This window comes from Pseudomonas maumuensis, assembly GCF_019139675.1.
GTDB classification, from domain to species: domain Bacteria; phylum Pseudomonadota; class Gammaproteobacteria; order Pseudomonadales; family Pseudomonadaceae; genus Aquipseudomonas; species Aquipseudomonas maumuensis.
Genome location: NZ_CP077077.1, coordinates 1,626,182 through 1,638,974, shown reverse-complemented (window position 1 = coordinate 1,638,974; position 12,793 = coordinate 1,626,182). Strand labels below are relative to the sequence as shown.

12 protein-coding genes are annotated in these 12,793 nt (G+C 64.2%); 5 read left to right on the top strand and 7 right to left on the bottom strand.

Features of this window, described 5'->3' with window-relative positions; translation table 11 throughout:
- Positions 1–21: 21 nt before the first annotated feature.
- Positions 22–3,039 carry a D-2-hydroxyglutarate dehydrogenase YdiJ gene (gene ydiJ, locus KSS90_RS07550; protein ID WP_217868858.1) on the bottom strand — a complete coding sequence of 1,006 codons (3,018 nt, stop codon included), beginning with the start codon at positions 3,037–3,039 and terminating at the stop codon, positions 22–24.
- A 151-nt stretch (positions 3,040–3,190) separates the two neighbouring features.
- On the opposite strand from ydiJ, the gene KSS90_RS07545 reads away from it, so the two are divergent.
- A complete protein-coding gene (locus KSS90_RS07545) occupies positions 3,191–4,072 on the top strand; it encodes a LysR substrate-binding domain-containing protein (RefSeq protein WP_217868857.1) in 882 nt (293 codons plus the stop codon).
- 72 nt (positions 4,073–4,144) lie between these two features.
- Here the strand turns inward: KSS90_RS07545 and KSS90_RS07540 are convergent, their stop codons facing one another.
- The 6 genes from KSS90_RS07540 to KSS90_RS07515 form a co-directional block, all read right to left on the bottom strand.
- A complete protein-coding gene (locus tag KSS90_RS07540; RefSeq protein WP_023632492.1) occupies positions 4,145–5,563 on the bottom strand; it encodes an amino acid permease in 1,419 nt (472 codons plus the stop codon).
- Between the two features lie 665 nt (positions 5,564–6,228).
- Entirely contained in the window at positions 6,229–7,293 is a 1,065-nt protein-coding gene (rluB, locus tag KSS90_RS07535) for a 23S rRNA pseudouridine(2605) synthase RluB (protein WP_217868856.1), read from the bottom strand.
- Between the two features lie 154 nt (positions 7,294–7,447).
- Positions 7,448–8,209, bottom strand: coding sequence for an SMC-Scp complex subunit ScpB (scpB, locus tag KSS90_RS07530; protein ID WP_217868855.1), 762 nt, complete (start codon positions 8,207–8,209; stop codon positions 7,448–7,450).
- A 14-nt stretch (positions 8,210–8,223) separates the two neighbouring features.
- Positions 8,224–9,051: a segregation and condensation protein A gene (locus tag KSS90_RS07525; RefSeq protein WP_496198581.1), complete on the bottom strand. Its 828-nt coding sequence runs from the start codon at positions 9,049–9,051 to the stop codon at positions 8,224–8,226.
- Entirely contained in the window at positions 9,048–9,677 is a 630-nt protein-coding gene (locus KSS90_RS07520; RefSeq protein WP_217868854.1) for an L-threonylcarbamoyladenylate synthase, read from the bottom strand. The genes KSS90_RS07525 and KSS90_RS07520 overlap by 4 nt, the downstream gene beginning before the upstream one ends.
- Before the next feature lie 13 nt (positions 9,678–9,690).
- Complete coding sequence (locus tag KSS90_RS07515; protein WP_217868853.1) at positions 9,691–10,551, bottom strand: PHP domain-containing protein; 861 nt, start codon at positions 10,549–10,551, stop codon at positions 9,691–9,693.
- A gap of 67 nt (positions 10,552–10,618) precedes the next feature.
- Between KSS90_RS07515 and KSS90_RS07510 the strand changes: the two genes are divergently transcribed.
- The 4 genes from KSS90_RS07510 to KSS90_RS07495 all read left to right on the top strand — a co-directional run bounded on the left by KSS90_RS07510 (position 10,619) and on the right by KSS90_RS07495 (position 12,718).
- On the top strand, positions 10,619–11,215 hold the full coding sequence (locus tag KSS90_RS07510) for a septation protein A (protein WP_217868852.1): 597 nt from the start codon (positions 10,619–10,621) through the stop codon (positions 11,213–11,215).
- A gap of 1 nt (position 11,216) precedes the next feature.
- Positions 11,217–11,516, top strand: a complete 300-nt coding sequence (locus KSS90_RS07505) for a YciI family protein (RefSeq protein ID WP_217868850.1) — start codon at positions 11,217–11,219, stop codon at positions 11,514–11,516.
- Between the two features lie 124 nt (positions 11,517–11,640).
- Positions 11,641–12,033, top strand: coding sequence for an SH3 domain-containing protein (locus KSS90_RS07500; RefSeq protein WP_217868848.1), 393 nt, complete (start codon positions 11,641–11,643; stop codon positions 12,031–12,033).
- A gap of 7 nt (positions 12,034–12,040) precedes the next feature.
- Complete coding sequence (locus KSS90_RS07495; protein WP_217868846.1) at positions 12,041–12,718, top strand: response regulator transcription factor; 678 nt, start codon at positions 12,041–12,043, stop codon at positions 12,716–12,718.
- Positions 12,719–12,793: the final 75 nt, after the last annotated feature.

The following is a 12,793-nucleotide window of genomic DNA, read 5'->3' as shown; positions in this document are numbered from 1 at the left end:
ATAGCGGCCCCGACAAAATCACTAGCGCTGCGCGAACTGCAGCACTACCTCAAGCGGGTGGCGCAGCTGCTTCTCGGTCATGCGCTTGACCTGACTGCGGCACGAGTAACCGGTCGCCAGGGCTTCCCCTTGCTTGTCCAGCTTGGTCGCCCAGGACTGCTCGAAGATGGTCTTAGAAGCCTCCTGGTTACGCGACTCATGCCCGTAAGTGCCGGACATGCCGCAGCAGCCGGTGGCCTCGGTCACCAGCTTCAGGCCCAGGCGCGCGAATACCTGCTCCCACTGCTTGGTACTGGCCGGCACATTGGTCTTCTCGGTGCAATGGGCCATCAGGCGGAAGCTGTCGGCCTTGGCCGGCACCTGTTCGGGCAGCACGTTCATCAGCCACTCCTGGGGTAGCAGCACCGACGGGCACTCCACGCCATCGACCTTCTGGTATTCCTGGCGGTAGACCAGGGTCATCGCCGGATCCAGCCCCACCAGCGGCACGCCGCAGTCGGCCAGGGCCTTGAGCTGAGTGGCGTTACGCACAGCCGCCTTGGCGAAGGCACCGAGGAAACCCTGCACATGCAGCGGCTTGCCGTTGGCGCTGTAGGGCGCGAGGAACACCTTGTGCCCCAGGCGATGGGCCAGCTCGATGAACGAGGCCAGCAGTGGCGTCTCGAAATAACGGGTGAAGGCGTCCTGCACCAGCACGATACTGCGCTCGCGCTGGGCCGGGGTCAGCTCACGGAGCGCGGGCACGCTGGCGACCTGAACCCGGCAACGGGTCAGAGTAGCCTGGAAGTTGAAACGACTGATCAGCGGGCTGTCGACCATGCCGACCTTTTCCGCCAGCAGCCTGCTCACCCACTTCGAGCCCATCACCGCGTTGTACAGGCCCGGCGCATGGGCCAGGTACGGGATGGTGAACTCCAGCGAACCGATCAGGTAGTCGCGCAGCGGACGCTGGTAGCGACCGTGGTACAGCTCGAGGAAACGCGAACGGAAGTCCGGCACGTTGACCTTGATCGGGCACTGCCCCGCGCAGGATTTGCACGCCAGGCAGCCAGCCATGGCGTCGTACACCTCGTGGGAGAAGTCTTCCTGGCCCTGCTGGCGCGCACGGCTGTTGCGCAGCCGTGCAGGCAGCCCCTTGAACCAGGAGGCCCTGCGCTGGGCGGCGGCAAGCACATCGATGTTCGCCTCGCCCTGCAGGCGTAGCCACTCGCGGATCAGCGAGGCACGACCCTTGGGCGAATGCTGGCGTTCGCGGGTAGCTTTCCACGACGGGCACATGGCGTCGTTGGGGTCGTAGTTGTAGCAGGCACCGTTGCCGTTGCAATGCACGGCACTGCCGAAACTCTGCCAGACGCGCTCGTCGATGCTGCGATCCAGATCACCGCGCAGCGTCACGCCGTCTACCGGGGTCAGGCCTTCAGCGCTGTCGGGTGGGGTGCAGATCTTCCCGGGGTTGAGCTGGTTGTGCGGATCGAACGCGCCCTTGAGGCGCTGCAGCGCCGGGTACAGCTCGCCGAAGTACTCCGGTACATACTCCGAGCGCAGGCCCTTGCCATGCTCGCCCCACAGCAGGCCGCCATAGCTTTTGGTCAGCGCCGCCACGGCATCGGAGATCGGCTTGACCAGCGCGGCCTGGGCCGGGTCTTTCATGTCCAGCGCCGGGCGCACGTGCAGCACACCGGCATCGACATGGCCGAACATGCCGTAGGCCAGGCCATAGCCATCGAGCAGCGCACGGAAGTCGGCAATGTAATCGGCCAACTGCTCCGGCGGAACCGCGGTGTCCTCGACGAACGGCTGCGGGCGCACTTCGCCCTCGACGTTGCCCAGCAGCCCCACCGAGCGCTTGCGCATCACATAGACGCGGGTCACCGCTTCGGCGCCTTCGGCCAGGGTGTGGCCCAGGCGCTCGACACCCTTGTCGGCCTGCAGGTGCGCGACGAAGGCCTGGACCCGGACATTGACCTCGTCCGGTTCGTCACCGCAGAACTCCACCAGGTTGATACCCAGCGTCGGGCGCTCGGGGTCTGCCGGGAAGTATTCGGCGACGCTGTGCCAGACGATGTCCTTCATCGCCAGCATCAGCACCTTGGAATCAACGGTCTCGATCGACAGCGGCTTGTGCGCCATCAGCGCATTGGCGTCGCGCAGGGCGTCCATGAAGCTGGTGTAGCGTACGTTGACCAGCACCGCGTACTTGGGGATCGGCAGCACATTGAGCTTGGCTTCGACCACATAACCCAGCGAGCCCTCGGCCCCGCACAGCACGCTGTTGAGGTTGAAGCGGCCCTGATCGTCGCGCAGGTGCGCCAGGTCGTAACCGGTCAGGCAGCGGTTGAGCTTGGGGAAGGTGCTCTCGATCAGCTCGCCCTGGGTTTCCTGGATCTCACGGGCCATGCGGTACACCTCGCCGACCCGGCCTGGAGCGGCGCAGGCCTGCTCCAGCGCCACATCGTCGATCGGCAGGCTGTGCAGGCGCTCGCCGCCGAGCAGCACGCTGTGCAATTCGAGCACGTGGTCGCGGGTCTTGCCGTAGGTGCAGCTACCCTGGCCACTGGCGTCGGTGTTGATCATGCCGCCGACGGTGGCGCGGTTGGAGGTGGACAGCTCTGGGGCGAAGAACAGCCCGTGGGGCTTGAGCGCGGCATTCAGCTGGTCCTTGACCACACCCGCCTGGACGCGCACCCAGCGCTGTTCGACGTTGATTTCGAGGATGGTGTTCATATGCCGCGACAGGTCGACGACGATACCGTCGGTCAGCGACTGGCCGTTGGTGCCGGTACCGCCGCCACGCGGGGTCAGCTTGATGTCACGAAAACGCGGCTCGGCCATCAGCGTGGCGACCCGCGCCACGTCGTCGGCGTCCAGCGGGAACACCGCCGCCTGGGGCAGGCGCTGGTAGATCGAGTTGTCGGTGGCCAGCACGGTGCGGGTGCCGTAGTCGGCACTGATCTGGCCACGGAAGCCGCTGTTCTTCAGGGCGTCGAGGAAATCGGGGTATTGGGCGGCGGGCGCGCGGGGCGGCAGCAGGGCGATCATCGAAGGATGCCTCTTTGATATCGGCTAATTCACGGAAATCTTGTCGCTCCGGCATGAATGGCTCATGGGAGGATTTCGAATGCGCCAATGTTCCTGTAGTTTCGCGCCAGGGGCAAACGGATATTCCTGCCGCTATCGATGAGCTTTATGAATGAATTACCGCCACCTCACACCTTCGATGTCGCTCCTGCTGGCTTTCGAGGCCGCCGCGCGGCATGAAAGCTATACCCGCGCCGCCGCTGAACTGTCATTGACTCAGAGCGCGGTTAGCCGGCAGGTGCAGGCACTGGAGCAGCAATTGGGGCTCACCCTGTTTCGCCGCGAGGGGCGTCAGGTGCAACTGACTGATGTCGGCCGCCTCTACCAGCGCGAACTCAGCGAAGCCCTCGGGCGCATCCGCAGCGCCACCCTGCAGGCCCTGGCCTATCAGTCCGGTGTCGGCACCCTGCGCCTGGCAACGCTGCCTACCTTCGGCTCGAAATGGCTGCTGCCGCGCCTGCATGCCTTCTACGGCGCCCACCCTGGCATGCTGGTACACATTCATTCACGTATCGAAGCCATCAACTTCGACACCAGCGAGATCGACGCGGCCATCGGCGTTGCCAGCCACGACCTGCCCGGGCTGATCTGCCATCGCCTGCATGCCGAGGAACTGGTGGTGATCCTGCCGCCCGAAGCCAATGCGGACGTGCATTGGAACCCGCAAAGGATCAGCGAGGAAGTACTGCTCAACGTCGCCAACAACCCCCATGCCTGGGGCGAGTGGTTTTCCCACCATGCCCTGCCCCACCGGGCGATGCGCCTTGGGCCAAGTTTCGAGCTGACCTCGCATTTGATCCAGGCGGTTCGGGCAGGCATAGGCATTGGCTTGGTGCCCAGGATCCTGGTGCAGGAGGAACTGGCCAGCGGCGAACTGTTCAGCCCGGGCACACCGTTTGCCAGCCAGCGCAGCTACTACCTGATCTATCCGCCCAGGAACGAGGCATTGCCATCGTTGCGAGCGTTTCGTGGCTGGTTGCTCGAACAGATCTGAGACCGGTACAGGCAACAAAAAACCCGATGCCGGTTACCCGGCATCGGGTTTTTTGTTGGTGCGCCTCAGCGCTTACTTGGCGATGCTGCCTGCAGCGCCATTGGCCTGGGAGCCGCGCTTGCTCTTGAGCTGATAGGCCACATACATCACCACCAGCCACACCGGCATCGCGTACACCGATACCTGGATGCCCGGAATCTGCAGCATGATGCCCAGGATCAGCACCACGAACGCCAGCACCAGGTAGTTGCCATACGGGTACCACAGCGCCTTGAACAGCGGCTTCTGGCCGGTGCGGTCAAGGTGCTGGCGGAACTTCAGGTGCGAGTAGCTGATCATCGCCCAGTTGATCACCAGGGTCGCCACCACCAGCGACATCAGCAGCTCCAGGGCATTCTGCGGCATCAGGTAGTTGAGCAACACCGCGATCAGGGTCACGGCTGCCGAGACCAGGATCGAACGCACCGGTACGCCGCGACGGTCGACCTTGGCCAGCGCCGCCGGCGCATCACCTTGCTCGGCCATGCCCAGCAGCATGCGGGCGTTGCAGTAGGTGCCGCTGTTGTACACCGACAGTGCCGCGGTCAGGACCACGAAGTTCAGCAGGTGCGCGGCCACGTCGCTGCCCAGCAGCGAGAACACCTGAACGAACGGGCTGCTGCCATAGCTGCCGCCGGAGGCGTCGATGCTCGCCACCAGGTTGTCCCATGGGGTCAGCGACAGCAGCACCACCAGGGCGCCGACATAGAAGATCAGGATGCGGTAGATGACCTGGTTGATCGCCTTGGGGATCACGGTCTTCGGCTTGTCGGCCTCGGCAGCGGTGAAACCGAGCATCTCCAGGCCACCGAAGGAGAACATGATGAACGCCAACGCCATCACCAGGCCGCTGACACCGTGCGGGAAGAAACCACCATGGGCCCACAGGTTGGTCACCGAGGCTTCAGGACCGCCGCTGCCGCTGGTCAGCAGGTAGGCACCCAGGCCGATCATGCTGACGATGGCCACCACCTTGATGATGGCGAACCAGAATTCGGCTTCGCCGAAGAACTTCACGTTCATCAGGTTGATCGCGTTGATCAGCAGGAAGAACGCCGCCGCCGTGACCCAGGTCGGGATCTCCGGCCACCAGTAATGGACGTACTTGCCCACCGCCGACAGTTCCGACATGCCCACCAGGATGTACAGCACCCAGCAGTTCCAGCCCGACAGGAAGCCGGCGAAACCGCCCCAGTACTTGTGCGCGAAATGGCTGAAGGAGCCGGCCACCGGCTCTTCGACGATCATCTCGCCGAGCTGGCGCATGATCATGAAGGCGATGAAGCCGCAGATCGCATAGCCGAGGATCATCGACGGACCGGCGGACTTCATCACGCCGGCCGAGCCCAGGAACAAGCCGGTGCCGATGGCGCCGCCCAGGGCGATCAATTGGATATGGCGGTTCTTCAAGCCACGCTTGAGTTCGCCGGACTGTGAGTTATGTCCACTCATGAACGAAGTCACCTGCTTGTTTTTATCTGTGACGGAATCGGACCCACCGCACTCGTGGCGCAGCGGAATGGGCAAGGTGGTTACCTTGGATACTTGTGACGGGGAGTCGCACCTGGCCTTGGTAGCCAAGGGCGGATCAACCGGGTGTCAGCAAGCGTGCGCGGTACGCAAGGGAGTCACAGGTAAAACGCGGCGCATTGTATACCCCTGCAAACGCGCAGGCGTCAACGCGTTGCATCGTTTCCTGTGGAAAAAACGCAGCGGTCCTGGGGTGAAGGCCTGAAAAGGCGGAGTGATCGGCGTGCATGGCGCCTCCATTTTGTTGTTTTAAGTGCCTGGCGATCCTGCCTGGCTCTGCACACGGCAATGGCGCTATCTCAGCGCTTGGGCAGAATTTTTGGAAGGGGGTGAAGGGCGGCGCGGGGGCTCTGGCATGGGGCTCTTGGAAGATTTTTGTTACAGATGAGCATTTAGCGGGATAATTCATCAAGAAACGTAAAACTTTCTTTACAAGACGGTTCGAAATCTTTCCAGCCGTCGGGAAAATTTTCGTACGCTCAAGTACTTGAGCCCATTTCACAGCCGCGATGCAGTGCGCAGTAGCGCCTTCCCGATGGGCACAAAAAAGCCAGCCCGAAGGCTGGCTCTTTCACTACCCGACCGAATCAGCCGCGCGGCTTGCCGCGACCACGGCCTGCCGGCTTATCGCCTTCAGGACGGGACGGACGCTTGCGCATCTCGCTCGGGCGCTCGGCTACCGTGCTGCCGCGGCCGCCCTTGCGCGGCGCTGCGTCTTCACGCGGCGCACGTGCCGGACGCTCGGCTTGGCCTTCAGCGGCAGGGCGCAGGGTGCGCACGCGCTCGCCACGCCCCAGCGGACGGGTCGACTTGCGCTGCAGGCGCTCGAGCTTGTCCTTGGCCTTGAGCTTCATTTCCGGCAGCGCCACCGGCTGCAGGCCAACTTCCGCGGCGAGAATATCGATCTCACCCTGGCTCATTTCGCGCCAGCGGCCCATCGGCAGGTCGGAGTTGAGGAACACCGGACCGAAACGCACGCGCTTCAGGCGGCTGACCACTACGCCCTGGGATTCCCACAGGCGACGCACTTCACGGTTGCGGCCTTCCATCACCACGCAGTGGTACCAGTGGTTGAAGCCTTCGCCACCCGGTGCCTTCTGGATATCGGTGAACTTGGCCGGGCCATCTTCAAGCACCACGCCGGCCTTGAGCCGGTCGACCATGTCGTCGTCGACTTCGCCACGCACACGCACTGCGTACTCGCGGTCCATTTCATAGGACGGGTGCATCAGGCGGTTGGCCAGCTCACCGTCGGTGGTGAACAGCAGCAGGCCGGTGGTGTTGATGTCCAGGCGGCCGATGTTGATCCAGCGCCCCTCTTTCGGCCGCGGCAGGCGGTCGAACACGGTCGGGCGGCCTTCCGGGTCGTCACGGGTGCAGATCTCGCCGTCGGGCTTGTTGTACATGATCACGCGGCGGGTCGCCTCGGCGGCCTCGACGCGCTTGATCAGCTTGCCGTCGACGGTGATGGCGTCGTGCAGGTCGACGCGCAGGCCGAGGGTGGCCTCGACGCCGTTGACCTTGATACGGCCCTGGCCGATCCAGGCCTCGACGTCACGGCGCGAGCCGACGCCGATGCGCGCCAGCACTTTCTGCAGCTTTTCGCCGGACGGCGGGGTAGGTTGTTGGTCTTGCAGGTCTTTGTCACTCATCTGGGCACCTCCCGGTGTAGTAGTGAAAGCGGGCGCGCATCATACGCGGTTCGGTAAGGGAACGCACTGGAGGGTAGAAGGTTTTTGCCGATCGCCCAGCAGATTCTGCCCAAAGGCACATATTGACGGTGCCGGCGTCCACAGAGCTGCGCTGTCAGGCCTTTGGTTCGTCCTCGGGCTCGATGGAAGCCTCATCGCGTAAATCATCGAAATCGATCTTGAGCCCTTCTTCCATCGCATCCAGCTCCACCAGCAGCGAGCGGAAGCTGGTCTCCTCCTTCGGCTCGATTTCCTCGCCCTCCTCGCCCAGGCTGGCATCGGCCAGGGCTTGCAGGTGAGCGGGCACCGGCGCCTCGTCGGGATCGACCTCGGGTTCCATCTCCAGCTCGCGCAGCTCGGCCAACGCCGGCAGCTCATCGAGGCTCTTGAGGTTGAAATGATCGAGGAATGCCTTGGTGGTGGCGAACATCGCCGGTCGCCCGGGCACCTCGCGGTAGCCGACGATGCGGATCCACTCGCGCTCCATGAGCGTCTTGATGATGTTGCTGTTGACCGCCACGCCGCGCACGTCCTCGATCTCGCCACGGGTGATGGGCTGGCGGTAGGCGATCAGCGCCATGGTTTCCAGCAGCGCGCGGGAGTAACGCTGCGGGCGCTCCTCCCACAGACGGCCGACCCAGGGTGCATAGTCTTCGCGGATCTGCAGGCGGTAGCCGGTGGCCACTTCCTTGAGCTCGAAGGCGCGGCCGTTGCAGGACTTGCCCAGCACCTCCAGGGCCTTCTTGAAAACGGCGGGGGCCGGGCGCTCGGCCTCCTCGAACAGCTCGTACAGACGCTCGAGGGATTGCGGCTTGCCCGAGGCGAGCAGGAAGGCCTCGATCAGCGACGCCAGTTCGCGGGGTTCGTTCAGGTTCATCGGTAGTCGTCAGGTCACTCTGCCCGGGCACGGACGTGGATCGGGGCGAAGGGCTCATTCTGCACCAGTTCGATCAAGGATTCCTTCACCAGCTCGAGAATCGCCATGAAGGTCACCACCACGCCAAGCTTGCCCTCCTCGCGGGTGAACAGTTCGACGAAGGGCACGAAGGCGCCGCCCTTGAGGCGGTCGAGCACTTCGCTCATGCGTTCGCGGGTCGACAGCACCTCGCGGGTGATCTGGTGGCTCTCGAACAGGTCGTTGCGGCGCATGACCTCGGCCATGGACAGCAGGATCTCTTCCAGCGCCACCTCCGGCAACAACTTGCGCACCTTGGCCTGCGGAGCCTCCAGGCGCGGCACGACGATTTCGCGCCCGACCCTGGGCAACTCGTCGATACCTTCGGCGGCGGCCTTGAACCGCTCGTACTCCTGCAGCCGGCGAATCAGTTCGGCGCGCGGGTCGCCCTCCTCCTCCTCGACCTCGCCGGAACGCGGCAGCAGCATGCGCGACTTGATCTCGGCGAGCATGGCGGCCATCACCAGGTACTCGGCCGCCAGCTCCAGGCGCACGCTCTTCATCAGCTCGACATAGCTCATGTACTGGCGAGTGATCTCGGCCACGGGGATGTCGAGAATGTCCACGTTCTGCTTGCGGATCAGGTACAGCAACAGGTCCAGCGGGCCTTCGAAGGCTTCGAGGAAGACTTCCAGGGCATCCGGCGGGATGTACAGGTCGACCGGCATCTCGGTCAGGGCTTCGCCGTAGACCAGGGCCAGTTGCAGCTGGAACGGCGTCTGCGCCTCTGTGGCCGGCGCCTCGGGGGCTTGTACCTGGCTCACGCGTTGACCAGGAACGGTGTCGGATCCCCGCAGCCTTCACGGATAAGCTCGGGCTCGTCACCGGACAGGTCGATCACGGTCGAGGCCTTCAGGTCGCCGAAACCGCCGTCGATGATCAGATCGACATGGTGCTCCAGGCGCTGGCGGATCTCGTAGGGGTCGGTCATCGGCTCGTCGTCGCCCGGCAGGATGAGGCTGACGCTCATCAGCGGTTCGCCAAGCTCTTCGAGCAAGGCCAGGACGATGGGGTTGGACGGCACGCGCAGGCCAATGGTGCGGCGCTTGTCGTGCATCAGCAGGCGCGGCACCTCGCGGGTAGCGTTGAGGATGAAGGTGTACGGGCCCGGAATGTGGGCCTTGAGCAGGCGGAACGTCGCCGTGTCGATCTTGGCGAAGGTGCCCATCTCGGACAGGTCGCAGCACAGCAGGGTGAAGTTGTGGTGCTTGTCCAGCTGGCGCAGGCGGCGTACGCGCTCGATGGCACCTTTGTCACCGATCTGGCAGCCCATGGCATAGGCCGAGTCGGTCGGATAGACCACCACCCCACCCTTGCGGATGATCTCGACGGCCTGCTTGATCAGGCGCGCCTGCGGGTTCTCCGCATGAATCTGGAAAAATTGGCTCACGAAGTCGTCCTGTTCATACCGCCATAGGCTGTTCATGTCGGAATCGGCGCCACAGGGGTGGCAGGTCCTCAGGCAATGGCCGATAGGCACCGATCTCGCCCCAGGTGCCAGGGCCGTGGAAGTCGCTGCCGGCGCTTGCCAGCAGGCCGAACTCGCGGGTGAGGATCGACATCGTCCCCACCTGCTCGGGCGGCATCATCCCGTTGACCACTTCCAGTGCCTGCCCTCCAGCCTGAATATAGTCGGCAATCAGCCGTCTGCGCTTGCTGCGGGTCAGTTCGTAGTGCATGGGATGGGCCAGGCTCACCCACGCATTGGACTCACGCAGCGTCGCGACAGTTTCCTCAAGCGTCGGCCAGTGCAGCTTGACGTCACCCAGCTTGCCGGCGCCCAGCCACTTGCGGAACGCCTCACCGCGGTCCTTGACGAAGCCGGCGCGGACCATGAACTCGGCGAAATGCGGGCGCGCCGGGGCGTTGCCGCTGTCGCCCAGTTCCTGCTGCACGGCCCGCGCGCCGTCCAGCGCGCCGGGCATGCCCTTGGCCGCCAGCTTGCGGTCGATTTCCTCGGCGCGTAGCCAGCGACCACGGTGCAGGCTGGCGATGGCATCTAGCAACGGCGGCGCATCAAGGGGGAAGTCGTAGCCCAGCACATGAATGGTGGCGCCGCCCCAGGTGCATGAAAGCTCCACGCCGCTGATCCACTGCATGCCGTTGTCCAGGCACGCCTGGCGCGCCTCCGGCAGGCCTTCAAGGGTGTCATGGTCGGTGAGCGAAAGTGTGCGCACCCCGTGCTCATGGGCCCGGGCGACCAGTGCCGTGGGCGACAGGGCGCCATCGGAGGCCGTGCTGTGACAGTGCAGATCAACATTCATGGAGGAGCGCTTTCGCTGGAATCGATGTTTGTTATTATGCCGTCACATCCCGCTTCTGGCTGCCACTGTGAAACAATTCATCGATTTCATCCCGCTGCTGCTGTTCTTCATCGTCTACAAGCTTGACCCGCGCCCGGTCGAATTCGCCGGCCACGGCTTCGAGTTCGGCGGGATCTACAGCGCCACCGCCATGCTGATCGCCAGCTCCGTGGTGGTCTACGGCGCGCTGTTCCTGCGCCATGGCAAGCTGGAGAAAGGCCAGTTGCTGACCCTGGTCGCCTGCCTGGTGTTCGGTGGCCTGACCCTGGCCTTCCACAGCGAGACCTTCCTCAAGTGGAAGGCGCCCGTGGTCAACTGGCTGTTCGCCCTGGCGTTCGCCGGCAGCCACTTCATCGGTGACCGGGTGCTGATCAAACGCATCATGGGCCATGCCCTGACACTTCCAGAAACAGTGTGGAACCGCCTGAACCTGGCGTGGATCGCCTTCTTCCTCGTATGCGGCGCCGCCAACCTGTTCGTCGCCTTCACCTTCCAGGACATCTGGGTCGACTTCAAGGTATTCGGCAGCCTGGGCATGACCGTGCTGTTCCTGGTGGCCCAGGGTGTCTACCTGTCGCGCCACCTGCACGATGCCGACCCCTCCACCTCCAAACCCAAGGACTGACATGCTCTACGCCATCATCGCCAGCGACGTCGAAAACTCCCTGGAAAACCGCCTGGCCGCACGCCCCGCGCATATCGAACGCCTGCAGCAGCTCAAGGCCGAAGGCCGTGTGGTGCTCGCCGGCCCGCACCCGGCCATCGACAGCAACGACCCGGGCGCCGCCGGCTTCAGCGGCAGCCTGATCGTCGCCGAGTTCGACTCGCTGAGCGCCGCCCAGGCCTGGGCCGACGCCGATCCGTACATCGCCGCGGGCGTGTACGACCAGGTCGTGGTCAAGCCGTTCAAACAAGTCCTGCCGTAAACCCAAGGCTCCCGCAGGTTTTTCTTGCGGGAGCGGAATTGCCCCGCGATGTGCCCCCTGCCCCGCTCATAAATTCCGACGACTGGCCGACAACCTCCTGAATCGATACGAATCAGGAGTTCCAATGCGTCAAGGTCCGATGTCCCTGCTGCTTTGCCTGTTGCTGCTGTCCCCTTTCGCCGCGGCCGAACAGCCGCTGTCGCTGGAAGCCGGGGCGCGGATCACCGACTTGCAGCAGCGCCTGGAAGAGAGCGAGAAGCAGCGCACGGCGCTGACCCAGCAACTGCAGAATCAGGACAGCGAGCGCGAAAGCGCCCAGTTGACCCGCCTGCGCCAGGACAACCAACGCCTGAAGCTGACGATCAAGGAACTGCAGGCCGGTGCCAGCACCCCGCAACGCCTGCTGACCGACCAGCAGCAATGGTTCCTGATCGGCTCGGCCGTTGCACTGTTGTCGGTAGTCTGCGGTATCTTAGCCAGCGGCGGACACAGAAGACGCCGGCAATGGTTGAATTGAGTGAGAAATGAGCGAGCTGTTACTGATTGATGATGACCAGGAACTGTGCGAGCTGCTCGGCAGCTGGCTGACCCAGGAAGGGTTTGCGGTGCGCGCCTGCCACGATGGCCAAAGTGCGCGCCAGGCCTTGGCCACCCACGCCCCGGCGGCGGTGGTGCTGGATGTCATGCTGCCCGATGGCAGCGGCCTGGAACTGCTCAAACAGCTGCGCAGCGAGCACACTGACCTGCCGGTGCTGATGCTCTCGGCCCGTGGCGAGCCACTGGACCGCATTCTCGGTCTTGAGCTGGGTGCCGACGACTACCTGGCCAAACCCTGCGACCCCCGCGAGCTCACCGCCCGTCTGCGCGCGGTGCTGCGCCGCAGCCACCCCAGCGCGCCCAGCAGCCAGGTGGAGATCGGCGACCTGATCTTCAGCCCGGTGCGCGGCGTGGTCAGCATCGATCAGCGCGAGATGACCCTCACGCTGTCCGAAAGCCGGATCCTCGAAGCCTTGCTGCGCCAACCCGGCGAACCGCTGGACAAGCAGGAACTGGCGCAGATCGGCCTGGGCCGCAAGCTCACGCTCTACGACCGCAGCCTGGATATGCATGTCAGCAACCTGCGCAGGAAGATCGGCCCGCACCCGGATGGCCGCCCGCGCATCGTTGCCCTGCGCAGCCGCGGCTACTACTACAGCCTGTAGAAAACGCGGGGCCGCGCCGCGGCCCTGTCATCTTTACCCAGCCTTTACCCTCGCCTGACCGCCCTTGACCTTGAC

What these genes read in the sequence shown, in the direction of transcription:
- KSS90_RS07545 (WP_217868857.1), top strand. Translation starts at nt 3,191, where the DNA reads ATGAATTACCGCCACCTCACACCTTCGATGTCGCTCCTGCTGGCTTTC.
- KSS90_RS07505 (WP_217868850.1), top strand. Translation starts at nt 11,217, where the DNA reads ATGCTCTACGCCATCATCGCCAGCGACGTCGAAAACTCCCTGGAAAAC.
- KSS90_RS07500 (WP_217868848.1), top strand. Translation starts at nt 11,641, where the DNA reads ATGCGTCAAGGTCCGATGTCCCTGCTGCTTTGCCTGTTGCTGCTGTCC.
- ydiJ (WP_217868858.1), bottom strand. Translation starts at nt 3,039, where the DNA reads ATGATCGCCCTGCTGCCGCCCCGCGCGCCCGCCGCCCAATACCCCGAT.
- KSS90_RS07540 (WP_023632492.1), bottom strand. Translation starts at nt 5,563, where the DNA reads ATGAGTGGACATAACTCACAGTCCGGCGAACTCAAGCGTGGCTTGAAG.
- scpB (WP_217868855.1), bottom strand. Translation starts at nt 8,209, where the DNA reads ATGAACCTGAACGAACCCCGCGAACTGGCGTCGCTGATCGAGGCCTTC.
- KSS90_RS07495 (WP_217868846.1), top strand. Translation starts at nt 12,041, where the DNA reads ATGAGCGAGCTGTTACTGATTGATGATGACCAGGAACTGTGCGAGCTG.
- rluB (WP_217868856.1), bottom strand. Translation starts at nt 7,293, where the DNA reads ATGAGTGACAAAGACCTGCAAGACCAACAACCTACCCCGCCGTCCGGC.
- KSS90_RS07515 (WP_217868853.1), bottom strand. Translation starts at nt 10,551, where the DNA reads ATGAATGTTGATCTGCACTGTCACAGCACGGCCTCCGATGGCGCCCTG.